Annotated in this window: 27 protein-coding genes; 4 read left to right on the top strand and 23 right to left on the bottom strand. The window is 57.2% G+C overall.

The window, feature by feature from the left end; all coding sequences use genetic code 11:
* Positions 1–43: 43 nt before the first annotated feature.
* The 5 genes from ucpA to AOY24_RS10115 form a co-directional block, all read right to left on the bottom strand.
* The gene (ucpA, locus tag AOY24_RS10135; protein WP_044327215.1) at positions 44–835 is read right to left on the bottom strand and encodes an SDR family oxidoreductase UcpA; all 792 of its coding nucleotides are present in this window, start codon (positions 833–835) and stop codon (positions 44–46) included.
* 179 nt (positions 836–1,014) lie between these two features.
* Positions 1,015–1,914 (bottom strand): porphyrinogen peroxidase, encoded by a 900-nt coding sequence (yfeX, locus tag AOY24_RS10130; RefSeq protein ID WP_042999897.1) that lies wholly within the window; start codon positions 1,912–1,914, stop codon positions 1,015–1,017.
* Between the two features lie 95 nt (positions 1,915–2,009).
* Complete coding sequence (locus AOY24_RS10125) at positions 2,010–2,585, bottom strand: RpoE-regulated lipoprotein (protein ID WP_042999896.1); 576 nt, start codon at positions 2,583–2,585, stop codon at positions 2,010–2,012.
* A 60-nt stretch (positions 2,586–2,645) separates the two neighbouring features.
* The gene (locus AOY24_RS10120; protein WP_042999895.1) at positions 2,646–3,095 is read right to left on the bottom strand and encodes a DUF2919 domain-containing protein; all 450 of its coding nucleotides are present in this window, start codon (positions 3,093–3,095) and stop codon (positions 2,646–2,648) included.
* A complete protein-coding gene (locus AOY24_RS10115; protein WP_042317665.1) occupies positions 3,082–3,507 on the bottom strand; it encodes a GNAT family acetyltransferase in 426 nt (141 codons plus the stop codon). The genes AOY24_RS10120 and AOY24_RS10115 overlap by 14 nt, the downstream gene beginning before the upstream one ends.
* A 212-nt stretch (positions 3,508–3,719) precedes the next feature.
* Between AOY24_RS10115 and amiA the strand changes: the two genes are divergently transcribed.
* Positions 3,720–4,589, top strand: a complete 870-nt coding sequence (gene amiA / locus AOY24_RS10110; RefSeq protein WP_042999894.1) for an N-acetylmuramoyl-L-alanine amidase AmiA — start codon at positions 3,720–3,722, stop codon at positions 4,587–4,589.
* 2 nt (positions 4,590–4,591) lie between these two features.
* Entirely contained in the window at positions 4,592–5,491 is a 900-nt protein-coding gene (hemF, locus tag AOY24_RS10105) for an oxygen-dependent coproporphyrinogen oxidase (protein WP_042999893.1), read from the top strand.
* 57 nt (positions 5,492–5,548) lie between these two features.
* On the opposite strand, the gene eutR is transcribed toward hemF, so the two are convergent.
* The 18 genes from eutR to maeB all read right to left on the bottom strand — a co-directional run bounded on the left by eutR (position 5,549) and on the right by maeB (position 22,758).
* A complete protein-coding gene (eutR, locus tag AOY24_RS10100) occupies positions 5,549–6,601 on the bottom strand; it encodes an HTH-type transcriptional regulator EutR (RefSeq protein WP_042999892.1) in 1,053 nt (350 codons plus the stop codon).
* A 47-nt stretch (positions 6,602–6,648) separates the two neighbouring features.
* Entirely contained in the window at positions 6,649–7,155 is a 507-nt protein-coding gene (gene eutK, locus AOY24_RS10095) for an ethanolamine utilization microcompartment protein EutK (protein ID WP_054176580.1), read from the bottom strand.
* A 12-nt stretch (positions 7,156–7,167) separates the two neighbouring features.
* On the bottom strand, positions 7,168–7,827 hold the full coding sequence (gene eutL / locus AOY24_RS10090) for an ethanolamine utilization microcompartment protein EutL (protein WP_042999890.1): 660 nt from the start codon (positions 7,825–7,827) through the stop codon (positions 7,168–7,170).
* Between the two features lie 9 nt (positions 7,828–7,836).
* A complete protein-coding gene (eutC, locus tag AOY24_RS10085; protein ID WP_042999889.1) occupies positions 7,837–8,730 on the bottom strand; it encodes an ethanolamine ammonia-lyase subunit EutC in 894 nt (297 codons plus the stop codon).
* A gap of 20 nt (positions 8,731–8,750) precedes the next feature.
* Entirely contained in the window at positions 8,751–10,112 is a 1,362-nt protein-coding gene (gene eutB, locus AOY24_RS10080; RefSeq protein WP_042999888.1) for an ethanolamine ammonia-lyase subunit alpha, read from the bottom strand.
* Positions 10,113–10,123: 11 nt separating this feature from the next.
* Positions 10,124–11,527, bottom strand: coding sequence for an ethanolamine ammonia-lyase reactivating factor EutA (eutA, locus tag AOY24_RS10075; protein WP_046402137.1), 1,404 nt, complete (start codon positions 11,525–11,527; stop codon positions 10,124–10,126).
* Positions 11,524–12,750: an ethanolamine utilization protein EutH gene (gene eutH, locus AOY24_RS10070; protein WP_042999886.1), complete on the bottom strand. Its 1,227-nt coding sequence runs from the start codon at positions 12,748–12,750 to the stop codon at positions 11,524–11,526. Before eutH ends, eutA begins: the two co-directional genes overlap by 4 nt.
* A 123-nt stretch (positions 12,751–12,873) precedes the next feature.
* The gene (gene eutG, locus AOY24_RS10065) at positions 12,874–14,061 is read right to left on the bottom strand and encodes an ethanolamine utilization ethanol dehydrogenase EutG (protein ID WP_044328172.1); all 1,188 of its coding nucleotides are present in this window, start codon (positions 14,059–14,061) and stop codon (positions 12,874–12,876) included.
* Positions 14,051–14,890, bottom strand: coding sequence for an ethanolamine utilization protein EutJ (gene eutJ / locus AOY24_RS10060; protein WP_054176579.1), 840 nt, complete (start codon positions 14,888–14,890; stop codon positions 14,051–14,053). The genes eutG and eutJ overlap by 11 nt, the downstream gene beginning before the upstream one ends.
* Positions 14,891–14,900: 10 nt before the next feature.
* On the bottom strand, positions 14,901–16,304 hold the full coding sequence (locus AOY24_RS10055) for an aldehyde dehydrogenase family protein (protein ID WP_042999883.1): 1,404 nt from the start codon (positions 16,302–16,304) through the stop codon (positions 14,901–14,903).
* Between the two features lie 11 nt (positions 16,305–16,315).
* On the bottom strand, positions 16,316–16,603 hold the full coding sequence (gene eutN, locus AOY24_RS10050; protein WP_042317652.1) for an ethanolamine utilization microcompartment protein EutN: 288 nt from the start codon (positions 16,601–16,603) through the stop codon (positions 16,316–16,318).
* Between the two features lie 77 nt (positions 16,604–16,680).
* Positions 16,681–16,971, bottom strand: a complete 291-nt coding sequence (gene eutM / locus AOY24_RS10045) for an ethanolamine utilization microcompartment protein EutM (protein WP_000387720.1) — start codon at positions 16,969–16,971, stop codon at positions 16,681–16,683.
* A 36-nt stretch (positions 16,972–17,007) separates the two neighbouring features.
* The gene (gene pta / locus AOY24_RS10040) at positions 17,008–18,024 is read right to left on the bottom strand and encodes a phosphate acetyltransferase (RefSeq protein WP_042999882.1); all 1,017 of its coding nucleotides are present in this window, start codon (positions 18,022–18,024) and stop codon (positions 17,008–17,010) included.
* On the bottom strand, positions 18,021–18,824 hold the full coding sequence (eutT, locus tag AOY24_RS10035; protein ID WP_054176578.1) for an ethanolamine utilization cob(I)yrinic acid a,c-diamide adenosyltransferase EutT: 804 nt from the start codon (positions 18,822–18,824) through the stop codon (positions 18,021–18,023). The genes pta and eutT overlap by 4 nt, the downstream gene beginning before the upstream one ends.
* Positions 18,821–19,513 (bottom strand): ethanolamine utilization acetate kinase EutQ, encoded by a 693-nt coding sequence (eutQ, locus tag AOY24_RS10030; protein WP_054176577.1) that lies wholly within the window; start codon positions 19,511–19,513, stop codon positions 18,821–18,823. The genes eutT and eutQ overlap by 4 nt, the downstream gene beginning before the upstream one ends.
* Entirely contained in the window at positions 19,491–19,970 is a 480-nt protein-coding gene (gene eutP, locus AOY24_RS10025; RefSeq protein WP_054176576.1) for an ethanolamine utilization acetate kinase EutP, read from the bottom strand. Before eutP ends, eutQ begins: the two co-directional genes overlap by 23 nt.
* A 13-nt stretch (positions 19,971–19,983) precedes the next feature.
* The gene (eutS, locus tag AOY24_RS10020; protein ID WP_042999878.1) at positions 19,984–20,319 is read right to left on the bottom strand and encodes an ethanolamine utilization microcompartment protein EutS; all 336 of its coding nucleotides are present in this window, start codon (positions 20,317–20,319) and stop codon (positions 19,984–19,986) included.
* A gap of 159 nt (positions 20,320–20,478) precedes the next feature.
* A complete protein-coding gene (maeB, locus tag AOY24_RS10015) occupies positions 20,479–22,758 on the bottom strand; it encodes an NADP-dependent oxaloacetate-decarboxylating malate dehydrogenase (RefSeq protein ID WP_042999876.1) in 2,280 nt (759 codons plus the stop codon).
* A gap of 274 nt (positions 22,759–23,032) precedes the next feature.
* On the opposite strand from maeB, the gene tal reads away from it, so the two are divergent.
* Both tal and tkt read left to right on the top strand, forming a co-directional pair.
* Entirely contained in the window at positions 23,033–23,983 is a 951-nt protein-coding gene (gene tal / locus AOY24_RS10010; protein ID WP_044256900.1) for a transaldolase, read from the top strand.
* A 20-nt stretch (positions 23,984–24,003) separates the two neighbouring features.
* Positions 24,004–25,998: a transketolase gene (tkt, locus tag AOY24_RS10005; protein WP_054176575.1), complete on the top strand. Its 1,995-nt coding sequence runs from the start codon at positions 24,004–24,006 to the stop codon at positions 25,996–25,998.
* Positions 25,999–26,012 lie beyond the last annotated feature (14 nt).

Raw genomic sequence — 26,012 nt, 5'->3', positions numbered from 1 at the left:
TAAGAGAAACCCCTCCTGATGGTCAGAAGGGGTTGTGCGGTCGTCAGATTCCGACGCTGACGGTCTCCGGCAACGTGCTGCCGCCGTCAATCACGTTTTGCGTGCCCGTGAGATAGCTGGACTCATCCGACGCCAGGAAGGCGGCCAGTTCACCCACTTCCAGCGGGCAGGCCAGTCGACGCAGCGGGATCGCCTTCGCCATTTCGGTCAGCACTGCTTCCGGATCGTCCGGGTTAGACTGCTGCGCAATGCTTTCCGCCATCGGGGTACGCACGTAGCCCGGGCAAATCGCATTCACGCGAATCCCCGACTGGGCGTACTCCACCGCCAGCGATTTGGTCAGCCCGACAATCGCGGCCTTCGACAACGCATAGGCCGTTTCGCCCGGATCGGCGACCATATCGCCAGTGACCGAGGACATCATCACGATGCGTCCGTCTTTACGCTTAATCATCTCCGGCAGGACCGCTTTGGTCACGTTCCAGACGCCTTTGATATTCACATCAATGTGGAAGTCGCGATCTTCGTCGCTCATGTCGAGGAAGCTGCCCAGACGGCAGACGCCTGCATTGTTGACCAGAATGTCGATGCGGCCTTCCACCTCTTTCGCTTTCTTCAACGCCGCCGCCACGGAGGCGGGATCGGTCACATCCGCAATCACCGCCGTACAGCGATGCCCGCGGCCACCGAGTTCATCCGCCAGCTTTTCAATCTCATCGGAGATATCCAGCAAGATTAAGTTCGCCCCATGCCGGGCAAACACTTTGGCGATGCCTTCGCCAATGCCCTGTGATGCGCCTGTAATCAATGCTGTTTTGCCCGTGAGTTTACCCATTTCAATGCTCTCCTTGTGAATATGAAGTCTCACACTCCATTAACATTGAAAATACAGGAAAAAAGGATACGTGCTGAGGAACAGCTCACTAATTAAGGTAAATCTTAGATAAAAATCATCCCCGCCGGGGCGGGGACACTATTTTTATGCTGGTCGTAGCGACGTGCGTAAGCGGAAAATTACAGTGCCAGCAAACGGTCCAGAGACGGCGCAAAGTAATACCCTCCGGTCACCGGTTTGGTGAAGCGCAGCATGGCGTCACGTTTGCCGTCGGTGTCGCCAAACATGCTCAGCAGTTGCTGTTCAATGTTATGCAGACGCGCACAGTAGGCGCAGAAATAGAGACCATGAGTGCCGCTGGCGGTACCGTATGGCAGGCTCTGGCGAACAATTTTCAGCCCTTTGCCGTCTTCTTTCAGATCCACACGGCTCAGGTGCGACGTTACCGGGCGATCGTCGCCATCGATCTCTTCGTTGGCTTCTTTGGTACGCCCGATCATCATCTCCTGATCGTGAATACTCATGCGGTTGAGCTGCTTCAGATTGTGTTCCCAGCGCTGAACAAAGACGTAGCTGCCACCCGCATCCACGCCGTCTTTGATGACCGCCACTTCGCGGCGCGTCTCTTCCCCTGCCGGGTTTTCCGTACCGTCGACAAAGCCGCTGAGATCACGCTCTTCCACCCAACGGAAACCGTGGATCTCTTCCTGGACCTCAATGCAATCGCCGAAGGCTTCCATCGCCGCCTGAGCGACAGAGAAATTCACATCGTGACGCAGAGAAAGAATGTGGATCAGCACATCGTACTGGGTCGCCGGGGCCAGGCCTTTACCGTAAGGGATAAAGTCTTTCAGCTCTTCAGCCCCCACTCCGCCGCTCAGGGCGCGCCAGGTGTTGTTGCCGAAGGCCACGACCGCACCCAGATGGGCGTCCGGGAATGTCGCCTGGAAGGTCGCCAGTTTATCGGCGAACGCTTTGCTGGCACCACGCAGGGCATCAACGTCGCCTTTTACATTCGCTTCAATCCAAATCGCCGCACGGCAATGCTCTGGCAAAATGCCACTCTGAACCTGAGACATCATTCCTCCTGAAAAATGAGAATGCCACGCAATCGTGGCATTGATGGGCGTTATTTTACCCTTTTTTTACGTTCGAGGGTTTGTTCAGACGCAAATTAACGACGCCAGATAATTTTGCTCACTTTCCACGCTTTCAGCGTATCGTCCGGCGGCATTAACCCTTCAGGCCCCTTCCATTCACCGGTAAAGAGATAGCTGATGTGTTGACTGCCTTCGGCTTTACATTCTACTGCGCTCTGCTCAGCGTGGCTGGCAGGCTGACAATTGCCGAACGCTTTGCTGTAGAGGTCGCTAAACGGTGTGCCAATTTCAACGCCCGCGTCGGAAGGAATCCCGCTATCCAGGACATCAATGCGGCTGATGTTTCCCTGCTCGCCGTGAATGACCATCGCCACCTTGTCGCCGTTCATGGCTTCGAAAAAGCGCACCACATTGCCATTCTCGGTCTTCATGCCACTGCGCAGGCGATAGTCGCCGTCCAGCGCATCGGCAATGGCCTGTTCATTTAGCGGCGTCGATGCCGTGAGTGCGCCAACGCCCTGTTCGGTTACTTCTGTCGATGAACCAAACCAGTTCCACGGATTGGCGGCAGACCAGTTTACCGACGACAGCGTCGAACAGCCGGTCAGCACCAGCGGCATAGCACATAACACTACACGCAGCGATTTCATCTCACTTCCTTTCATTAATGATCAACGTTACCTGGAGTCCGGCTTCACTAAAAAGTTCCGTTATTCTTTCTCCAGAGTAAAACAGGCGCGCATCCGTCGGTTGGTCAATAGCCACAAAAGCGCCACGATATCCGCCATCACCAGCGCCAGACCCGCGCCATTGACAGGATCGCCATTGCACCAGAGAACGGGCTGCCAACAGAGCAGCACCACCTGCGCAACAATCAATAGCAGTCGCAATGCCTGCCATAAACGCGGAAAAGTGTAACGTCGCCCGCTCAGTAAAAATGCAAGCACGGCAGGAATGCCGGGTAGCAGCCCCAGCCAAAAGTTGTCGTGATCGGGATAAAACAGATTCAGCAGCGCAGTACCCTGCTCGCGAGAAGAACCGGCGATCACAAACAGCACCCAGGTCCGCGCCTGAAGCAGCAGCACAAGCCAGAACAAAAAGGGCAGACGCAAATGGCCGTGGCCGTCGTAATCTGCAGGATGAAACTCAATATTCTTCATCTTCGATCAGGCGTTTTCCGAGACATAGCACGTCGGAATGCTCATAGCCGAGTCGTTCATACATCCCCAACACCACGTCGTTATCTTCACGCACCATGATCTGAATCTTCGGGCAACCGCGCGCAATGAGTTTTTTCTCAAGCCGGTTAAGCAGCGCATTGGCGATGCCGCGACCGCGAAATTCCGGGTGCACGCCAAGATAATAGGCCGATCCGCGATGACCGTCGTAGCCGCCCATCACCGTCCCTACCACTTCCCCGTTTACTTCCGCAACGAGAAACAGGCTAACGTCATGGTTCACCTTCCGCTCGATATCCATTTCCGGGTCATTCCACGGACGCAACAAATCGCAGCGCTCCCAGAGGGTGATCACCTCTTCGAAATCTTCCTGGCGAAAAACGCGTATCTCCATGGTATTGAGGCCCTTTTCAAGGTTAATACTCCGATTATGGCGCGAACGCCCCATTTAGCCAATATCTGACGCGAAACGGCGGAAAAAATGGCATAATAGCGGATTGTCACGTATTGAAATGAAAAGTAAAACAATTCTCAACATCAAGCGTCGTAACGGATTACGCGATACGATATAACATCGGGATTCTTTTTTTTTACAACTCAGGCCGTATGAGCACTTTTAAACCGCTAAAAACTCTCACATCGCGCCGTCAGGTGCTGAAAGCCGGACTGGCGGCACTGACATTAACAGGGATGGCGAACGCCACAGCCAAAGAAGCCCCACTGAAAACCAGCAATGGTCACAGTCAGCCTGCCACGAAAAAATCGGGTGGCAAGCGCATTGTCGTGCTGGACCCGGGCCACGGCGGCATCGACACCGGCGCCATTGGCCGCAACGGCTCCAAAGAAAAGCATGTTGTGCTGGCGATTGCGAAAAATGTGCGTTCCATTTTGCGCAGCCAGGGGATCGACTGCCGTTTGACGCGTTCAGGCGATACCTTTATTCCCCTGTATGACCGCGTCGAAATCGCCCACAAGCACGGCGCGGATCTGTTTATGTCAATCCACGCGGACGGCTTTACCAATCCCAGCGCGGCGGGCGCGTCGGTGTTTGCCCTCTCCAATCGCGGGGCCAGTAGCGCCATGGCGAAATACCTTTCCGACCGCGAAAACCGCGCCGACGAAGTCGCCGGTAAGAAAACGACCGACAAGGATCACCTGTTGCAACAGGTGCTCTTTGACCTGGTACAGACGGATACCATCAAAAACAGCCTGACGCTGGGGTCACATATTCTCAGGAAGATCAAACCGGTACATAAACTGCACAGCCGGAATACGGAACAGGCGGCGTTTGTGGTGCTAAAATCACCGTCAATCCCGTCGGTACTGGTGGAAACCTCGTTCATCACCAATCCGGAAGAGGAGCGACTGCTGGGCACCACGGCATTTCGTCAGAAGATCGCCACCGCCATCGCTAATGGTGTGATCAGCTATTTCCATTGGTTTGATAATCAGAAAGCGCATTCGAAGAAACGGTAATCATGAAACCCGATGCTCTACGCGTAAAACAGTTCCTGCTGAACCTGCAGGATGCCATTTGCCAGCAGCTCACCGCCATTGACGGTGCGGAGTTTGTCGAAGATAGCTGGCAGCGTGACGCGGGCGGCGGCGGACGGAGTCGGGTGCTGCGTAACGGCGGCATCTTCGAACAGGCTGGCGTCAATTTTTCTCACGTACACGGTGACGCCATGCCAGCATCGGCCACGGCCCATCGCCCGGAACTAGCAGGACGCAGTTTTGAAGCGATGGGCGTGTCGCTGGTCGTGCACCCGCTCAACCCTTATATTCCCACCAGCCATGCCAACGTGCGTTTTTTTATTGCCGAAAAGCCGGGTGCCGACCCGGTCTGGTGGTTTGGCGGCGGTTTTGACTTAACGCCCTACTACGGCTTTGAAGAAGACGCCATTCACTGGCATCGCACTGCGCGTGATCTGTGTCAGCCGTTTGGCGACGATGTCTATCCACGTTACAAAAAGTGGTGCGATGACTATTTCTTCCTCAAACATCGCAACGAGCAGCGTGGCATCGGCGGGCTGTTTTTTGACGATCTGAACACGCCGGATTTTGCCCACTGTTTCGCCTTCATGCAGGCCGTCGGCGAAGGCTATACCGAGGCGTATCTGCCGATCGTTGAGCGCCGCAAGGCGATGAACTGGGGTGAACGTGAGCGTAACTTCCAGCTCTATCGTCGCGGTCGTTACGTGGAGTTTAATCTGGTGTGGGATCGTGGCACCCTGTTTGGGCTTCAGACCGGCGGGCGCACGGAATCCATCCTGATGTCGATGCCGCCGCTGGTGCGTTGGGAATACGACTGGCAGCCGGACGCTGGCAGCCCGGAGGCCGCTCTCAGCGATTTTATTCAGGTGCGTGAGTGGGTGTAATTGCCTGATGGCGGCTTACGCCTTACCAGGCCTACAATCCATTGCAGCCTGCGTTCATCACATCCACTGGCGCATACGCTGGTGCAACGTCAGCGACGGCTTCTCGGCAAACAATTGCTGGTAGTCGGTGGCGAACTGCCCTAAATGCCAGAACCCCCACTGCATTGCCGCATCCTTGACCGTGGTACTCTGCGACCACGGGCTGATTAATTCCCGTCGCACCGCATTCAGGCGGATCCTTTTCAGCCACGCATTCGGTCCAATCCCCAAAATGGCGTGAAATGCATTCTGCAACGTACGACGGCTGACGTGAAGCTGGTTGCAGAGGTCGAGTACCGTCAGCGGCTCCGACATATTTTCCAGCACATACTCACGCGCCCGGGAGAGCAGTTTGCGGTAGCCCTGGTGGCTGATACTCTCCGCCGAGTTGATAGGATGCGCGTCCTCCAGCATCATGCCCATCGCCAACAACAGATTATCCCCCAGCACCTTACGCACTGCGGGTTGATGAAGATTCTCCGGGTTCTCGCTAAAAGTCGCCAGCGCCTGCTGGACAAAGCCCCACAGCGCCGCCTTGTGCTGCTCTTTGACCTCCAGCGCCGACTGGTTGCGCAGCATATGCAGCACCCTTTCCGGATTATGTAAAAACTGTGCCTGACGGGAAATCACATCCTCTGAAATCACTACCCCGAGAATCGTGTAATCATCCGGCGTGCTCAGCTCGAACTCCGTACCGCCCGGGCGGGTCGCAATCTCGGCGCTGCCGAGACACTGTGCGCCAATAAATCCCTGCTCGCCCCGCGTGGCCGGAATGCCAAACCAGAACGAATTCGGCCACACCAGGCATGACTGACGCAGCGCCAGTCCGGTGTATTCGCGAAAAACCTGAATGTCATCGAGCAAGATTTCCGTGAATTCACCATGAAACTTCCCCGGATGCAGTTGATCGTAAATCTGCTGCCAGGCAGTGATGGTCAGGGCGTGCTCATAAACATCCGTGGTCCGCCGCTGGTGAACGTTGTCCACTTCCACCTTTGGCGTGAGTTTAACGTCTTCGGGTAACGCTTCATGATAAAGATGGTGCAAACTGGCTGAACGGGTCTTTTTCATGATCTTTTATGCCGGACGCCTGGTAAGACGCCCGGCCCTCCGACAGGTTAATTTTTTAAGCGATAGCGACTACTGCGTTTACGCAACGCCCCGTCAGTGAAGAGCTGTTCCAGTGCGTTTCTGGCCTCTTCAAGCGGCCAGCCAAAGTGCGCGGCGACCTCTCCTGCCGTCATTCCCTGACGCGCTGTAGCGAGCTGCGCCAGCAGCGCGTCGGCGTATTCAGTCCGTACAGGTGCTTCAGGCTTCGGCGCTGTCTTCTGCTCAGGGGATTTCGACGCGCGCTTAAATCCGCCGATCAGCCACTGGGTGTCGTCTTCTGGCCGACCAATTTCTTTGCGGCTGATGACGCGGCCTGTCCGCTGTGCTGCGGCGCTTCCGGCATCCAGCGCCGCACGACACGCCGCCAGATCGCCTTCCACCACCAGCGTCACTTTGCCCGGGTCAAGCACTTCATGACTCAGCAGGTTGACATTAGCCGCCTTCAGCATGGCATCCGCCGCATCAACGGCGGCGACCATGCCTTCCACTTCCAGTAACCCCAGTGCATTGATCATTGATGACCTCCGTTACGCGCGCTGAACAGGATTACGGGCGATGTCCAGAACCGCATCGGCAAAGGCATTACAGGCAGCTTTACAGGCAGCCTGGCTACCGGTCAAAAACGCCGCCGAGTAGTTAGTTTCTGACGGAGGCGGCACGTAGGTCACCAGTTGAACATCTGCTGATTTCATTGCCGCATCAATGCCATACGTTGCTTCCAGCGGAGGTGCCACCAGATAGGCCAGCGGATCGCCCAGCGCGATCCCTGCCGTTGACGACAGATAAGAGCCGGTACGCGACACCACATGCGCCAGGAACGCGGTGTTTTCCGCATCGTTCGCCCACTGGAACGCCGCGCCGCCTTCGATATGCGCCACCATCGCATCCAGCCCGGCGCGCACTTCCGCCGGGTTTGGACCGCCCAACATAATCAACACTTCACCGGCAGTCGGCGATGGCCCATGGGCCGCCCCGGCGTACAGCGAACGGCCATACACCACTTCAACCATCGCCTGTTTTGTCGCTTCGTCTGCGGCAATATACGTCACGTCATCAGAATCTGCCGTGATGAGACCGAGGCTACGTATATGCGACGGTAATTTAAGTTCGCGTGCAAACCCGTCGTTCACGGAAGCAATCACGCGCATCGCGCTGACCGACGGTCGAATCAAATCTAATGCTGGCATGATGCCTCCTTAACGGGTCATGTTGATGCCGGACGCTTTCTGCTCCAGCATGCGTTTGGCCAAATCCACGATGACAGCAGCGGCTTCTACCGGCGGCGTACCGCCCTGGTGGATGTTGGAAATACAGGTACGGTCGGCCTCCACCGTCGTCGCCACGCGCGGTGAATAGACCGCGTAGCAGGAGAGACTCTCCGACTGCCCCAGTCCTGGACGTTCACCGACCAGCAGAATCACCACTTTCGCTCCGAGGATCTCGCCGATCTGGTCTTCAATCTTCACGCGACCATAGCGGACAAAGAACGGTGTCCCGACCTTCAGCCCGGCCTGCTTCAGACCGGACAGCAGCGGTGGCAGGATCTCTTCATAGTTCGCGGTGATCGCATCGGTAGACAGGCCGTCAGACACCACCACCTGAACATCCGGATTTGCGACGCACTGCGATTTCAGCGCCTCTATGGCTTCCTGACTCAAACGGCGGCCCATATCCGGGCGCGTCAGGTAGAGATTTTTGTCGCTGATTTCCGAACGCACTTCCAGCAGTCCCTGCGCTTTCACCCACTCTTCCGGCACCTCTTTCAGTACGGTGTCTTTTGAGCGTGAGTGGTCGGCGAGAAAACGCAGCAGCGCCTGAGTGCGTGGACGCGGACCGGCACGCCCGGTGCAAACGCGCGCTGCGGTACTGCGCCGCAGTTCGGTCAGCACCTCTGCGCGATGCGGGTTCTCCACGCCAATCCAGGCTTTTGCTTCAGCGGAGCCTAAATCCAGCGCGCAGCTCTCTGTAGTCGACGGTGCCGCACACTGCGGTTTGTCGCAGGACTGCGACGGGGCGGCGGTCTGCGGCTGTGTCTGTCCCATTGACGCCATTACGCTGCGTACAATTTCTTCAATCTGTTTTTGATCCATTGTTTGTCATCCCCGCGTCATCAGAAGAACAGTGACGGATCGCCCGCCCGTTTGGTCAGGCGACCGTTTGCCATAATGCCCATCGTTTCCAGCCAGCGTTCAAACTCCGGCGACGGACGCAGATTCAGCAACTGGCGTACGGTCGCCGTATCGTGGAAGGCGGTGGTCTGGTAGTTGAGCATGATGTCGTCGCCAAGCGGCATACCCATGATGTAGTTACAGCCCGCGGTGGCGAGCAGAATCATCAGGTTTTCGTTGAGGTTCTGATCGGCATCGGCATGGTTGGTGTAGCAGCAGTCACAGCCCATCGAGATGCCGCTCAGCTTGCCCATAAAGTGATCTTCCAGACCGGCACGAATAATCTGGCGGTCGTTGTAGAGATACTCCGGCCCGATAAAGCCCACCACGGTGTTCACCAGGAATGGATCGTAGTGACGCGCCAGGCCGTAGTTACGTGCTTCCATCGTTACCTGGTCCGCCCCGAAGTTCGCCCCGGCGGACAGCGCCGAGCCCTGTCCGGTTTCAAAATACAGGCAGTTTTCTCCGGCGATCCGGTTAAACTCCGCCCCTACCGCACGCGCTTCGTCCAGCATTGCCAGCTCTACGCCGAACTCTTTTAAGCCCTTTTCACTGCCGCAGATACTCTGGAAGATCAGTCCGCCCGGCGCACCGCGACGGATCGCTTCAATCTGCGTGGTAACGTGCGCCAGCACACAGCCCTGGGTCGGGATGTTGAACTTGTCGATCACCCCATAAACCGTGTCCAGTACGCGGCTTAAGTTCTCCACATCGTCGGTCACCGGGTTGACGCCAATCACCGCATCGCCGGCACCAAAAGAGAGCCCTTCGTAGATTTGCGCGGCAATACTCTGCACATCATCACGGGTATCGTTCGGCTGCAGACGACAGCTGAAGGTGCCCGGAATACCGATCGTGGTGTTGGCCTTTTTGATTACCGGCATTTTCTTGCCGCCGTAGATCAGATCGGCGTTAGAGCAGATCTTCGCCACTGCCGCCACCACTTCCGAGGTCAGTCCTTTACGCGTAAAGGCAATATCATCAACCGAGGTGTCATCGCTCAGCACATGCTCACGCAGCTCGCTGATGCTCCAGTTCTTAATGCGGTTGTAGGCCGTTTCGTTGACATCGTCCTGAATCAGGCGTGTGACGCAGTCCTCTTCATAGGAAATCACCGGGTTATTGCGAATATCCGCCACCGTCATTTCCGACAACACCTGTTTCGCCGCGACACGCTCCTGCGAGCTTTGCGCCGCGACGCCGGCCAGCACATCCCCCGAACGCAGTTCGTTGGCTTTTGCCAGCACCTCTTTTACATCCTTAAACTGATAAACATTGCCGAACAATGTGGTCTTTAGTTTCATAAGTCGTTCCCTCAGGAAGGAAATGCGAGTGATTTCACCGTCACCGGCACAACCGATCCGCCAAACAAAGGCGTACCAATGTCGATATAGTCGCCCGCCCGGACAATCACTTCGTCAATGACCGCCAGCGGGAGTTGCTGTAACTGTGGGCGCAACAGCATGCCCAGCGCTTTACCAAAGTCCTGCTCGGCCACCACCAGCAGGGGATGCGGATTCGGGTAACGCGCGATGAAGGCCAGCAGCGCGTCGATGACCGTAAGTAATGCGGCGTAACGCACCGGCAACGAGGCGGGAAGCGCCAGTACGTATGCGTCAGTCTGTGGATCCAGATCGAGCTGCATCAGCGCCTGTTGCCACGCGCCAACCAGATCGGCGTCATCCAGCGGGATCGCTACCGGCAGATTACGTAGCGGCAACTGAACCCCTTCCAGCCAGATGGTGCTGCCCGAGAGCGACAGCGTGTGCGCCCCTGCGCCAATCACCGTGGCGCGCACGGTCTGCGCCGGAAACTGCACGTTCATCGCACGCAGACGCGGATGCTCATGCAGCGCCGTCGCCAGCAGCGGCCCAATATCAGAAAAGCAGAACGGATCGGCAGGCAGATTGCGATAGCACTCTCCCACGCCGCCGGACAGGGTGATGACCTCCGGCTTCGCGTCCGCTGGCAGTAACCCGGTTTGCATCAGCGTTTGCGCCAGCGGCGACAACGCGCCGTCGATCACTTCTACGATCAGACTCGCCATCCGCTGCGCCACCTGCCCTAACTGCGCGACGGTCAGTGAACGGGCATCGGTACCCACCCCGAATACCTCATCGACAATCTTCTGACCGGGTTGATGGGCATGTACGACGCGCCCTTGACCGTCGGTCTCCAGCAGACGCCCGCCGACGTTCAGACAGGCGGTGCCGCTCACCTTTCCGGCATCAAACAGCGCGTAGTTCGAAGTGCCGCCGCCGATGTCGATGTTCAGCACCCGGCACATCCGCTGTTCAGACAGGGTTTGCGCCCCGGCGCCGTGACCGGCAATCACCGATTCCAGATGCGGTCCGGCACTGGCAACCACAAAGTCACCGAGCGACTGGGAGAGCGTCATCACCGCCGGGCGCGCGTTGCGGGTTTTCGCGCTCTCGCCGGTGATGATGATGGCTCCTGAATCAACCGATTCCGGCGCGATCCCCGCCGCCTGATACTGCGCGAGGATCAGCGCTTTAAGGTCGTCCTCCCGTAACCCGCCCTGCTTATCGACGGGGGTAAAGAAGACCGGGCTTTGCCAGCTAATGTCGCGTTTGATGAATTCGTAACGGGGCACCTGCGACACTGCCGCACGGTTAACCAGTTCCAGGCGCGAGAAGATCACCTGCGTGGTCGTGGTGCCGATATCGATACCGACGCTCAGTAGCTGGCGCGTGTTCACGATTGCGCCTCCACTTCCGTTTCTGCCGGAACGTTTTCATCTTTTGGCACCAGCATCATGGCCACGCCAATCGCCGTAACACCGCCAATCAATTTGCCGACAATCATCGGGAAGATCATGGCGTTCATGTTGGCCGCCGCGAAGCCTAAGTGGTCACCCAGCGCGAAGGCTGCGGAGACGGCGAAGGCGCAGTTGATCACTTTGCCGCGGGTATCCATCTGCTTCATCATGCCGAACATCGGGATGTTATTCGCCAGTGTCGCCACCATGCCGCCAGCTGCCATATTGTTGATTTTCAACAGGCTTCCGACGCGCATCAGCGGTTTCTCAAACCAACGGGTCAGTAACAGCACCATCGGATACGCCCCGAGCAGTACGCAGGAGATAGAACCGATCACTTCAATGGCACGCATCACTTCACCGGGGGTGTCGCCAGGTGCCATAAAGATGGGGTCGAGACCGGGGATCAGCTCCCAGCCCAGCAGGAACTTGATGACTGCCGCGGCGAGACCAATGGTGATCAGCGCAACGAGGAATTTGGCGAAGATCTGGAAGCCGTTGATCATTTTTTCCGGGATGAATTTCAATCCCAGCGCCACCAGCACGGCGACGATAATCACCGGGATCATGTTCATCAGGATCAGCGCGAAGGTGAACTCGACCGGTTGTCCGTTGATCTCAACGCCCGAATACATCGCGACCAGACCACCGGCAATACAGCCGATAGGGATCGTGACAATGCCTGCCAGCACGCCAAGCGCCAGATAACGGCGGTCAGACGGCTCAATAATGCCCAGCGCAACGGGGATAGAGAACACGATGGTGGGCCCCATCATTGCCCCCAGAATCAACCCCGAGTAGAGCCACGCCGCGACGTCGCCACCCGCCAGCTCTTTGGCAAGGAAGAAGCCGCCCATATCGCACGCCAGCAGCGTTCCGGCGAACATGGATGGGTTCGCGCCAAGCATTTCATACAGCGGAATAATCACCGGCCCGAGCAGTTTGGCTAACACCGGCGCCAGCGCGGTCATACCGACCATCGCCAGTCCCAGAGCGCCCATCGCCATAAACCCTTCTTCGAACTGACCGCCGGATCCCTCAATACTTTTGCCGAACTTCCCGAGGAAACGCGCCGACCCGCCGAACTGCGACAGGATCCTGTCCACGGCGGCAATCAGCATAAAGAACATCATGATGTACATGATGATTTCGTTAATTCCCATACCCTTATCTCCATTTGCCAGGGTTTTCGTAGACCGGATAAGCGCAGCGTCATCAGGCAATGATGTCGCGTTTTGCCGGGTGGCGGCGCGAACGCCTTATCTGGCCTACGTCCTGGTATGCTTTTATTGTGCCGCCGCGTACAACTCAATAATGTCGCTCTGCGTGGCGGTGCGTGGGTTGCTGCGTATACAAATATCCTCCAGCGCGGCTTGCGCCCAGACGCTGTAGTGTTCTGGTTTTGCGCCGACATCAGCGAGCCGTTTGTTCAGGCCCACCTCCGCAATCAGTTCGCTGACGGCGGCGATAGCGTCGCGATCGTCTGCTTTCTTATTGGTCAAGGCGCGTCCAATATGGCTAAAGCGTTCGCGACACACCATACGGTTAAAGCCCATCACCGTTGGCAGCAGCATGGCGTTCGCCTGGCCGTGCGGAATGTGCAATGTGGCACCAGGCTGATGCGCCATCGCATGACACAGCCCCAGCCCGGCGCTGGAAAACGCCATTCCTGCCATGCAGGAGGCCAGCAGCATGCTCTCCCGTGCGGCGAGGTCGTGACCGTAGCCCACCGCTTTCGGCAGCGATTTGCCAATCATCGCAATCGCGCCAATCGCCAGGCTGTCGGTAAACGGCGAGGCATTCAGCGCGCTGTATGCCTCAACCGCGTGCGTCAGCGCATCAATCCCGGTCATTGCCGTCACATGAGGCGGTACGCCTTCAGTCAGCGCGGCATCAAGGATTGCCACGTCCGGCATCAGCGTCGCATGTGCCAGCACCTGCTTGCGTCCTGTCGCCGCGTCGATAATCACCGTTACGTTCGTGGTTTCCGATCCGGTTCCGGCGGTGGTGGGGACAGCAATCAACGGCAGTCGCGGGCGTAAGCTGCTGTATTCCGTCATCTGGGCCAGCGTCTGATGTGGATTCGTCACCAGCAGGGCGACTGCTTTTGCCGCATCCAGCACCGAACCGCCGCCAAAGGCAACAACGCCGTCGCATTTTGACTCGCGCAATTGGGCGACCGCTGCGCAGACGTCGGTGATGCACGGCTCACCCATCGGACACGGCCAGACCGTCATCGCCACGCCTTTCATCGCCAGACTGCGCTCTAACGACGCGGTCATCCCCGCCTGATGCAGGAAACTGTCGACCATCACGAACAGATGGCTTAAGCCTCGCGATTGCGCTTCCTGTCCGCAGGAACTGAGCGCCCCGAGCCCGCACAGCGTGACCGGCGGTACGCTGAACGTTTTCATGCGTTGCAGATTCAGGGTATCGAATGCCTGAAAGAGCGCCGTCTGCAATTCAGCTTGCATAGATTCCCTCCGCTTTCTCTCTCCCGCTGTTGGCGATCGCCAGCGGTGTCATAAACAGGCTATGCCGGGGCAGATGTACCTGGAGTTCAGGAAAGCGCTGGCGAAACAACGCCTCTACACCCGGTTGCATACAAGAGCCGCCCGCCAGCCATAAATCGGCTATTTCTTGTCCTTCGATATGACGAGCAACGATCTCCGCCATTTTCTCGTAGACCGGTTTCACCACCGGCCAAATCTCCTGCGCGTTGCTGCGCTTGACCTGCTCGGCCTCTTCCAGCTCGATGCGCCGGTTTCCGGCCAGCGTCAGCGAAATATGGTGGCCGCCCGTCGCTTCATCCGCCGAGTACGTCACTTTGCCCTGTTTGACGATGGCGATCCCGGTCGTGCCACCACCGATATCCACGACACCGGCGTTATCCAGTTGCAGCAGATCGGCGACCGCGGTTGGTTCATCCAGCACATGGCTGACCTCCAGCCCGGCAGATTCCAGCACGTTGATGGAGATGCGCGGGTCGGTGCCCGGCGGGAACGACGTCGCCGCGTGGGTAAACCGGTTGCCGAGCTGTTGTTCGAGCGTATCGAGATGGCGGCGCACAATAGTGACCGCACCGAAGAAATCCCAGACGATGCCGTCGCGCACGACGTCAGCCCAGTCAAGACACACCGCGACCGGTTGTCCGTCACCGTCGACAACCATCGACACCACGTCGCAGGTGCCGAGATCAACACCCAGCCACAGCGCGGAATCGCTCGTCGCAGGCGCCTGATTACACAGGTCAGCGGCTTTTTGCAGTCTTGGCGTGAGCCAATTTTCTTCGTCGTGCGCCATCATTCATCCCTTATACAATTCGAAACGCATCCACCAATACACAGCGACGCAGACGTACAAACGTACGCGCGCTGGTCACCCCTTCCCCGGTTGGCGTGGTGATGGTCATGGTGGTCCAGCCTTCACCGCCCAGCCCCAGCCCGGCAATGCACGGTCCATTCTTGACAAAGATGCTGGTATCAATGGCGTTCGCCATCCGGTTCATGTTGTCGATGTTGCGTGAGTGCATCGCAGCGGTATGGTGGCAGCCGCCTTCCAGTTGCACCGCCAGCGCAATCGCCTCGTCGACATTTGCCACCCGCACCACCGGCAGAACCGGCATCATCAGTTCCGTGACGGCAAAAGGATGCGTGGCTGACGTTTCAACAAACAGCAGACGGGTTTGCGGCGGAACTTGCAGGCCAATGGCGGCGGCGATTTTTGCCGCGTCGCGTCCAACCCAGTCACGACTGACAGTGCCTTTGCCGCGTTCATCGATATTTTTCAGCAGCACCGGCTGGAGCTGTTCAGCCTGTGCGGCGCTCAGTTTCACTGCCTGCTGGCCTTCCATCAGGCGCATCAGCTCATCCGCCACGCTATCGACGACAATCAGTACCTTTTCATCCGCGCAGATGATGTTGTTATCGAAAGAAGCGCCTTTGACGATGGATTGTGCAGCCCGCGCCAGATCCGCCGTCTCATCGACGACCACCGGCGGATTACCGGCACCGGCGGCAATCAGACGTTTATTGGTGTGTTTGCGGGCAGCGTCGACCACCGCTTCGCCGCCGGTGACGACCAGCAGACCAATGCCTGGGTACTTAAACAACCGCTGTGCGGTTTCAATATCCGGGTTCGCCACGGTCACCAGCAGGTTTTCCGGGCCACCTGCCGCCACCACCGCCTGGTTAAGCAGTGTGATAGCGCGTTGTGAAACGCCTTTCGCCGCCGGATGGGGAGCGAACACGACGCTGTTACCCGCGGCAATCAGGCTGATGGCGTTATTAATCACTGTCGCCGCCGGGTTAGTAGATGGCGTCACTGAGGCGACGACGCCCCACGGCGCATTTTCGATCAGCGTCAGGCCGTTATCGCCGGTGAGTACCTGCGGCGATAAGCACTCCACGCCCGGCGTCCCGCGAGCCTGTGCCACGTTTTTGGCAAATTTATCGTCGACGCGTCCCATGCCGGTCTCTGCGACGGCAAGTTCCGCTAATTCTTTGGCATGCTTTTCGCCCGCTTCACGGATGGCGTGAATGGCAAGCTGGCGCATCGCCACGCTCTTCAGCCCCTGCTGAGCGACTTTTGCTGCCGCCACCGCATCATCCAGGGAGGCAAAGACGCCCATTTCATGAACGGCGGTCGCAGGTTGACTGCTGTCTTTCATTTTCAGCAGTACCGCTTTCACCACCTGTTCAATATCCTGTTGATTCATGATGTTCAGTCCTATTTGTGGAATATCACCTGACCGCCAGCCACCACTTCATCGACGATACCAATCACGCACAGATCGACAGGGGACGCTTCGCTGCGATGCGCCTGGCGAGCAGAACTGCCGCTAACCAGCAGCACCCACTCCCCGGTTCCCGCCCCGATGCTGTCAATGGCGACGGCACACTGCCCGTCGGGATTTCCCTGGGCATCGATCATCTCCACCATCAGCAATTTATCGTGTGCCAGTCCTTGATGGCGTACGGTACAAACGATTTGTCCTGTGACGACTGCCAGTTTCATACCCGCCTCCGTGGGTTACGTTGTGCTGCGATCCTGTAGGCCGGATAAGCGCAGCGCCATCCGGCCCCCAGTCCTGCTTAGATGTTGCTGTCGCCTTTGAAGCTGATCGGGAAGACTTCTTCCAGATCGCCATGCGGACGCGGAATCACGTGAACGGAGACCAGTTCGCCGATACGCTGTGCCGCTGCGGCACCGGCATCTGTTGCTGCTTTGCAGGCCGCGACATCGCCACGAACCATCGCAGTCACCAGACCGCCGCCAATCTGTTTCACACCAACCAGCTTCACACGTGCGGCTTTTACCATCGCATCAGAGGCCTCAATCAGTGCAACCAGGCCCCGGGTTTCAATCATTCCTAAAGCTTCCATTGTGTTTTCCTCTCATGGGGTCCAGAACGGGACCATTTATACAACCAGGGTTTGTGAGTCACGTTCGCGTCTCACGTCAGTCTGGCGCGGCATGGCTGCCACCAACGCCAGTTCGATAATTTCCTGTACGCTACAGCCTCGCGAAAGGTCATGAAGCGGTGCGGCAAGCCCCTGAATCAGCGGCCCGACGGCACGATACCCTCCCAGACGCTGGGCGATTTTGTAACCAATATTGCCGGCCTCCAGTGACGGAAAAACCATCACGTTGGCGTTACCGCGCAAAGGGCTGGCGGGCGCTTTTTGCGCAGCGACCTCCGGCACAAAGGCGGCGTCAAACTGCAATTCGCCATCCACCAGTAGCGTGGGCGCACGTTCGCGAACAATCTCCGTTGCCTGCTGCACGTTCGCCACACAGGGATGACGGGCGCTACCCTGACTGGAGAATGACAGCATCGCCACACGCGGTTCTTCACCGGTGATGGCGCGCCAGGTGTCGGCGCTGGCGATCGCGATATCTGCCAGTTGCGCCGCCGTCGGCTGCGGCACCACGCTGCAGTCGGCAAACCCTAACGCGGGTCCGACATACTGCGGCAGCATCAGGAAAATGGACGACAGCGTTTTACATCCCGGCTGCAGGCCAATAATGCGTAAGCCCGCACGCAGCACGTTAGCTGTGGATGAAAGGTTGCCAGCGATACAGACATCCGCCTGGCCTGCGCTTACCATCGCCGCTGCAAACATCAGCGGGTCATTGAGTTTCTCAAGGGCATCCGGCGGCGTTTTCTCTCCAGACCGGGCGAGCCAGCGCTGGGCGAACGCTTCACGCATCGCCAGATTGCTGTATGGGTCGATAACCTGAATACCGTCCAGCGCCACCCGATGCGTAAGGGCAAACTGGCGCAGTGCAAACGGACTGGCCACCAGAATGGGGTGCGCCAGACCGTGCTGTTGCAGGTAGTGCGCTGCTTTCAGCACGCGTTCGTCTAACGCATCCGGAAAGACCACCCGGGCTGGCGCCTGCTGAGCCCGTTCACGGGCGCGTTCAATGATCATTGTTCACCTCCCAGTCGCTGTTGGATCTGGTTGACGGTGAGTGGGTGTTTGGTGACACACAGAATCATCATCACGTAGACCGCGCTGGAGAGACGGTTCAGCGCCTGCAAAATATCCGGGCGCAGGACGTCAAATCCGCGGGTGATAAAGACCTGGGCGGCGATCGTTTCCGTCTCGCGAATTTTGGTACGTAGCAGATTCAGCAGCGCGGACTCACGACCATGACGGGCTTCAGGTACCAGATGATCGTGCTCCAGATAACGCAACGGTTGATGGGAAAGACGATGCAGGTCATCCTCGTTCAGCCCAACGATGGACTGTGCCGCCAGGGGTTCATCCATCGCATCGGCGCGCATAATGTTGCCCAGCCGCGAACGAATATCCGCCAGCCAGGGCTGCCACGGCTCCGCCAGTTCGATTTGCAGCCACACCGCCAGCGCGATGGTGCTGTCCAGCGCGGCGCGAAAGCCCAGACGCGGATCGCTTTTGGCGACCATTTTGTCCGCCGTCAGGTGGGTCAAGGTGTCAGGCTTTTTCGCCACCGGCTGGCGACACAGTTCACAGCAGGCCTGGGGATGCGTATCGCTACTGGTTAACCCGTGCACCGGCTGCGGCTGCTGTTGCTCGTCGTCGACAAACAGACTGCCCTGCTCATCCAGAAACTTGATGCGCAGATGACGGCCTTCCAACAGTTCGCGGGCAGAGGGCGTCAGGCGAGCGTCAGCGGGGAGATGGATTTCCGCCCCTTCGCTGAGCGTATGGTTCGCTCTGAGCCATGCTTCGGTGATGAAATCTTTCATACCGATTGCCAGTTCGCAGGCCACGCAACGTACAGGAAGCGCACGGTCGTCGGCGTGCCAAATTCAATGCTCGAGCCTTTCGGGATGAACATGACGTCCCCGGCTTTAGCGATCATCGTTTCGCCTTCATGGCGCACATGCAGTTCACCGTCGAGCACCATGTCGATTTCGTCGTAGTTCAGCGTCCATGGGAAGAATGCGTTATCCCACTGCATGAACCCGGCGGCCATACTGCTGCCGTCCTGCTCGGTGACGAGATCGGTCAGGCCTACGCAGTGTGGCTGCGCGCCATCGAAGCGGCCAAACTTAACGCTGCTGCCGTCGATCACTTTGATACCGCCTTTGCCGGTCACCGAGGTAAATCCCGGTTGCATCCCGCCCTGTTCCAGCGACTGTTTTTCCTTCAGCACCTTGTCCATCAGCTGTGAAACCAGGCTTTCGGTAAACTGCCCTTCTGGTAGTTGCGCGATGATAGTTTCACGAATGCGCTGAGTTTCAGATTTGGCCTCGTCGACACTGCAGGCTGCCGTTGGCGCGGCTCCCTCGCGCTCCACAATCGTGATGCCCAGTAACTCCGCGACTTCACGGGCTTCCGGAGTGATGATGCTGGCGCGCAGCACCACCGACATCTCTTGTTCGCCTCGTGCGTGCGCCGCACGTATATCGTTAGCTGTGATAAGTGTTTTCACCTGCCCCTTCCTCCTTTTGGCTGAGCTCAGTCAGATAGTCCACCAGGTGCTGCACGCTTTGCGGGTCATGGATGTTGAGCTCGAAAATCGGCTCCTGAAACCCAATTCCGCGCAGTAATTCCCGCGTTGCGGTTACGTCGGCATCCGGCATATCCGTTTTGCTGATCACGGCGATGTGTCGTTTACTGGCACCGATATCTAACAGCCCGGCAGGTAAGCGACTTTCTTTGTCATTGGCCGCATGGACATAAATCAACGTATCTACATCCTGCAGCGTGGTAATTAAGGCGTGATACCAGCGGGGATGACTAAAATATTCCCCCGGCGTATCGATATCGCCATTTTCATTAAATTCCACGGCCTGGGTTTTTCTGGCGAGGGAATAATTTCCCTGTAATGCATTAAAAAGCGTTGTTTTTCCCGCGCCGACAGTGCCAACAAACGCAATACGTTTCATGAGCACCTCAAAATTAGCTTTTCGTCAGGTCGCAGAGCGTGAAATGTAATAACCGACCCAGCCCGCTGACCGTTTGCAATAAGGCCTCTTCTACCGCGCCAACGGAGCCGTAGATCACCAGCGCGCCGCTGAACCTGTCGAGAAAACCGATGTGTACGTCAGCCGCCTTCATCGCCAGATCGCCAGCAATCATGGCGGTTTCACCCGGCGTCAGGGTCATAATGCCAATGGCACCTGCTTCGGGAACGCCGATCTTTTTCGCCAGTTCTTCACCAGGATGCGCAATGAGATGCGCCAGCGTGACCTGTTTGCCCGGCACAAATTCCTGAATGATGCGTTCTTTATCCATTGCTCACCGCCTGTGTTAAGACTGGGCTTATCGTGGCAATTTTTTGTCAGGGTAAATAACAAAATTCGGCAAGGTGATTTAAAAGGTGAAGTGGATCACTAATACGCGGAAAATAAAAAGGCGCGGGAAAAACCCGCGCCGGAATTAATTAAAGTAAAATTACAGCGGCTGTGTTTGTGCTTCAACCACCGCCAGCGCGACCATATTAACGATTCGACGAACAGAGGCGATCGGCGTTAATACATGAACGGGTTTCGAGACCCCCATCAGTACCGGCCCAACAGTGACCCCTTCCGAGCTGGAAACACGCAGCAGGTTGTAACTAATACGCGCCGCTTCCATATTCGGCATCACCAGAATATTGGCCGAGCCTTTCAGCGGGCTGTCCGGCATCCGGTCATTACGAATGCTTTCCACCAGCGCGGCATCACCATGCATTTCGCCGTCAATCATCAGGTCAGGCGCACGTGCTTTGATAATCTCCAGCGCGGCACGCATTTTGCCGGCAGACGGACAGTTGGACGAACCAAAGTTAGAATGTGACAGCAGCGCCACTTTCGGTTCGATACCAAAGCGACGCACGGTTTCCGCCGCCATCACGGCGATTTCCGCCAGCTCTTCCGGCTCAGGATCGTCATTGACGTAGGTATCAGCAATAAAGGTGTTGCCACTCGGCAGCAGTAACGCGTTCATCGCCCCGGCGGTATGGACGCCTTCACGGTAGCCAAACACCGCTTTCACCACGCTGAAGTGTTCATGGTAATCACCGATAGTGCCGCAGATCATCGCATCCGCTTCACCGCGCTGTACCATGATCGCCCCAATCACCGTGGTGTTGGCGATCACCGCACGCTGCGCCTGCTCCTGGGTAATGCCTCGACGCTTCATGATCTGGTAGTACTCGCTCCAGTACTCTTTAAAGCGCGGATCGGATTCATTGTTGACGATCTCAAAATCGACGCCTGCTTTGATCTGCAGCCCCAGTTTTTGAATGCGCATTTCGATTACGCCCGGACGGCCGATCAGGATCGGCTTCGCCAGTCCCAGCGTGATCAGTTCTTGCGTTGCGTGCAGCACACGCGCCTCTTCCCCTTCCGGCAACACGACACGCTTCGGTGCTTTGCGTGCCTGCGAGAAAATCGGCTTCATGAACAGGTTAGTTTTGTAGACAAATTCCGTCAGCTTGTCGACATAAGCGTCAAAGTCGGCAATGGGACGCATTGCCACGCCGGAATCCATCGCCGCTTTGGCAACCGCTGGTGCGATTTTAACAATCAGACGCGGGTCGAACGGTTTTGGAATGATGTATTCCGGGCCGAAGCTCAGATCCTGGTCGCCATAGGCCGAGGCCACGACTTCGCTTTGCTCGGCATGCGCCAGTTCGGCAATGGCATGGACCGCAGCCAGCTTCATCTCTTCGTTGATTGCCGTCGCGCCAACGTCCAGTGCGCCACGGAAAATGAACGGGAAGCACAGGACGTTGTTGACCTGGTTCGGGTAGTCGGAACGGCCGGTACAGATGATGGCGTCCGGACGCACCGCTTTTGCCAACGGCGGCAGAATTTCTGGTTCCGGGTTAGCCAGCGCCAGAATCATCGGCGCGCGGGCCATTTTCTTGACCATCTCCTGGGTCAGCACTTTCGGGCCTGAACACCCAAGGAAAATATCCGCGCCGTCAATAACGTCATCCAGCGTCCGTTTGCCGTCATCATCTACCGCGTAGGCCGCTTTGGTTTCAGCCATATTCGGCTCGCGACCTTTGTAGATAACGCCCTTGGAGTCGCAGACCACAATGTTGTGCTTCTGCATTCCCAGCGCCACCAGCAGGTTCATACAAGCGATCGCCGCCGCGCCCGCGCCGGATACCACCATCCGCACGTCGGAGATATTTTTCTCTACCACCCGCAGGCCGTTAAGAATGGCGGCGGTACTGATGATCGCGGTGCCGTGCTGATCGTCATGGAACACCGGAATATTCATGCGTTCGCGCAGTTTCTGTTCGATGTAGAAACACTCCGGCGCTTTGATGTCTTCCAGGTTGATCCCGCCGAACGTCGGTTCCAGCGCGGCAACGACGTTAATAAATTTGTCCGGATCGAGCTCATCGACTTCGATATCGAACACATCAATACCGGCGAATTTCTTAAACAGAACGCCTTTGCCTTCCATGACCGGTTTACCGGCCAGCGCACCGATATTGCCTAAGCCCAGCACCGCCGTCCCGTTAGAGATAACGGCAACCAGGTTGCCACGCGCGGTGTATTTATACGCAGCCAGCGGGTCTTTTTCGATTTCAAGACAAGGTGCCGCGACGCCCGGCGAGTAGGCCAGCGCCAGATCGCGCTGCGTGGCAAGGGGCTTGGTCGGAGAAACCTGGATTTTACCAGGTACCGGGAATTCGTGGAAATCAAGGGCGCTTTGCTTTAACTGGTCATCCATCTTGTTGTTCCTTTCACGTATCGTTCAAAAAAGTCACGCGCAGCCAGGTGCGTCGCACATTATCACCGCACTGCGGGACGCAAACTTTGAAGGTCCCCAAACTATCACGACTTAAATAAAGATTTCGTAATCAACTCATAACAACCATGTTACCTGCTTAAGCCAGCAATACCATGCCTGTCTGCTATGCTTTTTTGTGGTGCACATCATGAATTTCTCAGAAGTGTGATTTTAAGCACTCACCTAACACGTTACTTTTCAAGGAGTATTTCCTATGAACCAGTTAGACGGCATCAAACAATTCACCACTGTCGTGGCCGACAGCGGCGATATTGAGTCTATTCGTCATTACCAACCCCAGGATGCCACCACCAACCCTTCCCTGCTGCTGAAAGCCGCTGGCCTGGCGCACTACGCGCATCTGATTGACGATGCGATCCGCTGGGGAAAGCAGCGGGGTAAAACCCAGGAACAGCAGGTTGCCGAAGCCTGCGACAAACTGGCGGTCAATTTTGGTGCGGAAATTCTTAAAAGCATTCCGGGACGCGTGTCGACCGAAGTGGATGCCCGCCTCTCCTTCGATCAACAAAAGAGTATCGACAAGGCCCGCCACCTGGTGGATTTGTACCAGCAGCAGGGGATCGATAAATCCCGCATACTGATCAAACTGGCCTCCACATGGGAAGGTATTCGCGCGGCAGAAGCGTTAGAGAAAGAGGGAATTAACTGCAACCTGACGCTGCTGTTTTCCTTTGCTCAGGCCCGCGCCTGCGCTGAAGCGGGCGTCTTTTTGATCTCTCCGTTTGTCGGGCGCATCTATGACTGGTATCAGGCGCGCAGCCCCATGGACCCGTACGTTGTCGAGCAAGATCCCGGCGTGAAGTCGGTGCGCAATATCTACGATTACTTCAAACAGCATCGTTATGACACCATCGTCATGGGCGCCAGTTTTCGCCGCACTGAGCAGATCCTCGCGCTGGCCGGCTGCGATCGCCTGACGATTGCCCCCAATCTCCTGAAAGAATTACAGGAAAAAGAAGAACCGGTCGTGCGCAAGCTGGTGCCGTCTTCGCAAACCTTCCATCGTCCCGCCCCCATGAGCGAAGCTGAATTCCGCTGGGAGCATAACCAGGATGCGATGGCGGTAGAGAAACTCTCTGACGGTATCCGTCTGTTCGCCGTTGACCAACGCAAACTGGAAGACCTGCTTGCGGCCAAACTCTAAACCTTGCCACGGAGTGTTCTATGTCCCGTAAAGACCTTGCCAATGCCATTCGTGCGCTCAGTATGGACGCTGTTCAGAAAGCCAATTCCGGTCACCCCGGCGCGCCGATGGGAATGGCGGATATCGCCGAAGTGCTGTGGAACGATTTTCTTAAGCACAACCCGACCGATCCAACCTGGTACGATCGCGATCGTTTTATTCTTTCGAACGGTCACGCTTCTATGCTGCTCTATAGCCTGCTGCATCTGTCAGGCTATGACCTGCCGCTTGAAGAGTTGAAAAACTTCCGCCAGTTGCATTCCAGAACGCCAGGCCACCCGGAAATCGGCTATACGCCAGGCGTGGAAACCACCACCGGGCCGCTGGGCCAGGGGCTGGCGAACGCCGTCGGTTTAGCCATTGCCGAACGCACGCTGGCGGCACAGTTTAACCAGCCGGACCACGAGATTGTCGATCACTTCACGTATGTGTTTATGGGTGACGGCTGCCTGATGGAAGGCATTTCGCATGAGGTCTGTTCGCTGGCGGGAACGCTGGGGCTGGGCAAGCTGATCGGTTTTTACGATCACAACGGTATCTCCATTGATGGTGAAACCGACGGCTGGTTTACCGATGATACCGCCAAACGCTTTGAGGCCTACCACTGGCATGTCGTCCACGAGATTGATGGCCACGACCCGGAAGCGGTGAAGAGAGCGATTCAGGAAGCGCAGAGCGTGAAGGACAAACCGTCGCTGATTATCTGCCGCACGGTGATCGGCTTTGGCTCACCGAACAAAGCAGGGAAAGAGGAATCCCACGGCGCGGCGCTGGGCGAAGAAGAAGTGGCGCTGACCCGCCAAAAACTCGGCTGGCACCATCCGGCATTTGAGATCCCGAAAGAGATTTATCGCGCCTGGGACGCCCGCGAAAAAGGCGAGAAAGCGCAACAGCACTGGAACGAAAAATTCGCCGCTTACCAGAAAGCGCACCCGCAACTGGCCGCAGAGTTCACGCGCCGCATGACCGGCGGTCTGCCAGAGTCCTGGGAAAAAAACACACAGAAATACATCAACGAGTTACAGGCGACCCCCGCCAAAATCGCCACCCGCAAGGCATCGCAAAATACTCTCAACGTCTACGGCCCACTTCTGCCGGAGCTGTTAGGCGGTTCGGCGGATCTGGCGCCGAGCAACCTGACGATCTGGAAAGGTTCCACCTCACTGAAAGAGGATCTGGCGGGCAATTACATTCACTATGGCGTGCGTGAATTTGGTATGACCGCCATCGCCAACGGCATCGCCCATCACGGCGGATTCGTGCCCTATACCGCCACCTTCCTGATGTTCGTTGAATATGCGCGTAATGCCGCGCGCATGGCGGCACTGATGAAAGCGCGACAAATCATGGTGTATACCCATGACTCCATCGGTCTGGGGGAAGATGGTCCGACCCACCAGGCAGTGGAACAACTGGCCAGCCTGCGTCTGACGCCTAATTTCAGCACCTGGCGTCCGTGCGATCAGGTTGAAGCTGCAGTGGGCTGGAAGCTGGCGGTCGAGCGCCATGATGGCCCCACGGCGCTGATCCTGTCACGACAAAACCTGGCGCAGGTTGAACGCACGCCGGAGCAGGTGAAAGCGATCGCCCGCGGTGGCTACGTGCTGAAAGACAGCGGCGGCAAACCGGATATCATTCTGATTGCCACCGGGTCAGAAATGGAGATTACCCTGCAGGCCGCGGAGAAACTGACCGGCGAAGGGCGTAACGTCCGCGTGGTATCGCTGCCCTCAACGGATATTTTCGATGCCCAGGACGAGACATACCGCGAGTCGGTGCTGCCATCGAACGTCAGCGCGCGCGTCGCGGTCGAAGCCGGTATTGCCGATTACTGGTACAAATATGTGGGCTTAAAAGGGGCGATTGTCGGGATGACCGGCTACGGTGAATCCGCGCCAGCAGAGAAGCTGTTCCCTTACTTCGGCTTTACGGTTGAGAACATTGTGGAGAAAGCACACAAGGTTTTGAACGCCTGATGTCTGCAACGCCG

The sequence above is a fragment of the Citrobacter sp. CtB7.12 genome, assembly GCF_001297795.1.
Classification (GTDB): domain Bacteria; phylum Pseudomonadota; class Gammaproteobacteria; order Enterobacterales; family Enterobacteriaceae; genus Citrobacter_A; species Citrobacter_A amalonaticus.
This window is presented reverse-complemented; position numbering and strand designations above follow the sequence as displayed.

Bases quoted from the DNA above. Each gene is read 5' to 3' on its own strand.
- ucpA (WP_044327215.1), bottom strand. From the start codon at position 835: ATGGGTAAACTCACGGGCAAAACAGCATTGATTACAGGCGCATCACAG.
- yfeX (WP_042999897.1), bottom strand. From the start codon at position 1,914: ATGTCTCAGGTTCAGAGTGGCATTTTGCCAGAGCATTGCCGTGCGGCG.
- AOY24_RS10125 (WP_042999896.1), bottom strand. From the start codon at position 2,585: ATGAAATCGCTGCGTGTAGTGTTATGTGCTATGCCGCTGGTGCTGACC.
- AOY24_RS10120 (WP_042999895.1), bottom strand. From the start codon at position 3,095: ATGAAGAATATTGAGTTTCATCCTGCAGATTACGACGGCCACGGCCAT.
- AOY24_RS10115 (WP_042317665.1), bottom strand. From the start codon at position 3,507: ATGGAGATACGCGTTTTTCGCCAGGAAGATTTCGAAGAGGTGATCACC.
- amiA (WP_042999894.1), top strand. From the start codon at position 3,720: ATGAGCACTTTTAAACCGCTAAAAACTCTCACATCGCGCCGTCAGGTG.
- hemF (WP_042999893.1), top strand. From the start codon at position 4,592: ATGAAACCCGATGCTCTACGCGTAAAACAGTTCCTGCTGAACCTGCAG.
- eutR (WP_042999892.1), bottom strand. From the start codon at position 6,601: ATGAAAAAGACCCGTTCAGCCAGTTTGCACCATCTTTATCATGAAGCG.
- eutK (WP_054176580.1), bottom strand. From the start codon at position 7,155: ATGATCAATGCACTGGGGTTACTGGAAGTGGAAGGCATGGTCGCCGCC.
- eutL (WP_042999890.1), bottom strand. From the start codon at position 7,827: ATGCCAGCATTAGATTTGATTCGACCGTCGGTCAGCGCGATGCGCGTG.
- eutC (WP_042999889.1), bottom strand. From the start codon at position 8,730: ATGGATCAAAAACAGATTGAAGAAATTGTACGCAGCGTAATGGCGTCA.
- eutB (WP_042999888.1), bottom strand. From the start codon at position 10,112: ATGAAACTAAAGACCACATTGTTCGGCAATGTTTATCAGTTTAAGGAT.
- eutH (WP_042999886.1), bottom strand. From the start codon at position 12,750: ATGGGAATTAACGAAATCATCATGTACATCATGATGTTCTTTATGCTG.
- eutG (WP_044328172.1), bottom strand. From the start codon at position 14,061: ATGCAAGCTGAATTGCAGACGGCGCTCTTTCAGGCATTCGATACCCTG.
- eutJ (WP_054176579.1), bottom strand. From the start codon at position 14,890: ATGGCGCACGACGAAGAAAATTGGCTCACGCCAAGACTGCAAAAAGCC.
- AOY24_RS10055 (WP_042999883.1), bottom strand. From the start codon at position 16,304: ATGAATCAACAGGATATTGAACAGGTGGTGAAAGCGGTACTGCTGAAA.
- eutN (WP_042317652.1), bottom strand. From the start codon at position 16,603: ATGAAACTGGCAGTCGTCACAGGACAAATCGTTTGTACCGTACGCCAT.
- eutM (WP_000387720.1), bottom strand. From the start codon at position 16,971: ATGGAAGCTTTAGGAATGATTGAAACCCGGGGCCTGGTTGCACTGATT.
- pta (WP_042999882.1), bottom strand. From the start codon at position 18,024: ATGATCATTGAACGCGCCCGTGAACGGGCTCAGCAGGCGCCAGCCCGG.
- eutT (WP_054176578.1), bottom strand. From the start codon at position 18,824: ATGAAAGATTTCATCACCGAAGCATGGCTCAGAGCGAACCATACGCTC.
- eutP (WP_054176576.1), bottom strand. From the start codon at position 19,970: ATGAAACGTATTGCGTTTGTTGGCACTGTCGGCGCGGGAAAAACAACG.
- eutS (WP_042999878.1), bottom strand. From the start codon at position 20,319: ATGGATAAAGAACGCATCATTCAGGAATTTGTGCCGGGCAAACAGGTC.
- maeB (WP_042999876.1), bottom strand. From the start codon at position 22,758: ATGGATGACCAGTTAAAGCAAAGCGCCCTTGATTTCCACGAATTCCCG.
- tal (WP_044256900.1), top strand. From the start codon at position 23,033: ATGAACCAGTTAGACGGCATCAAACAATTCACCACTGTCGTGGCCGAC.
- tkt (WP_054176575.1), top strand. From the start codon at position 24,004: ATGTCCCGTAAAGACCTTGCCAATGCCATTCGTGCGCTCAGTATGGAC.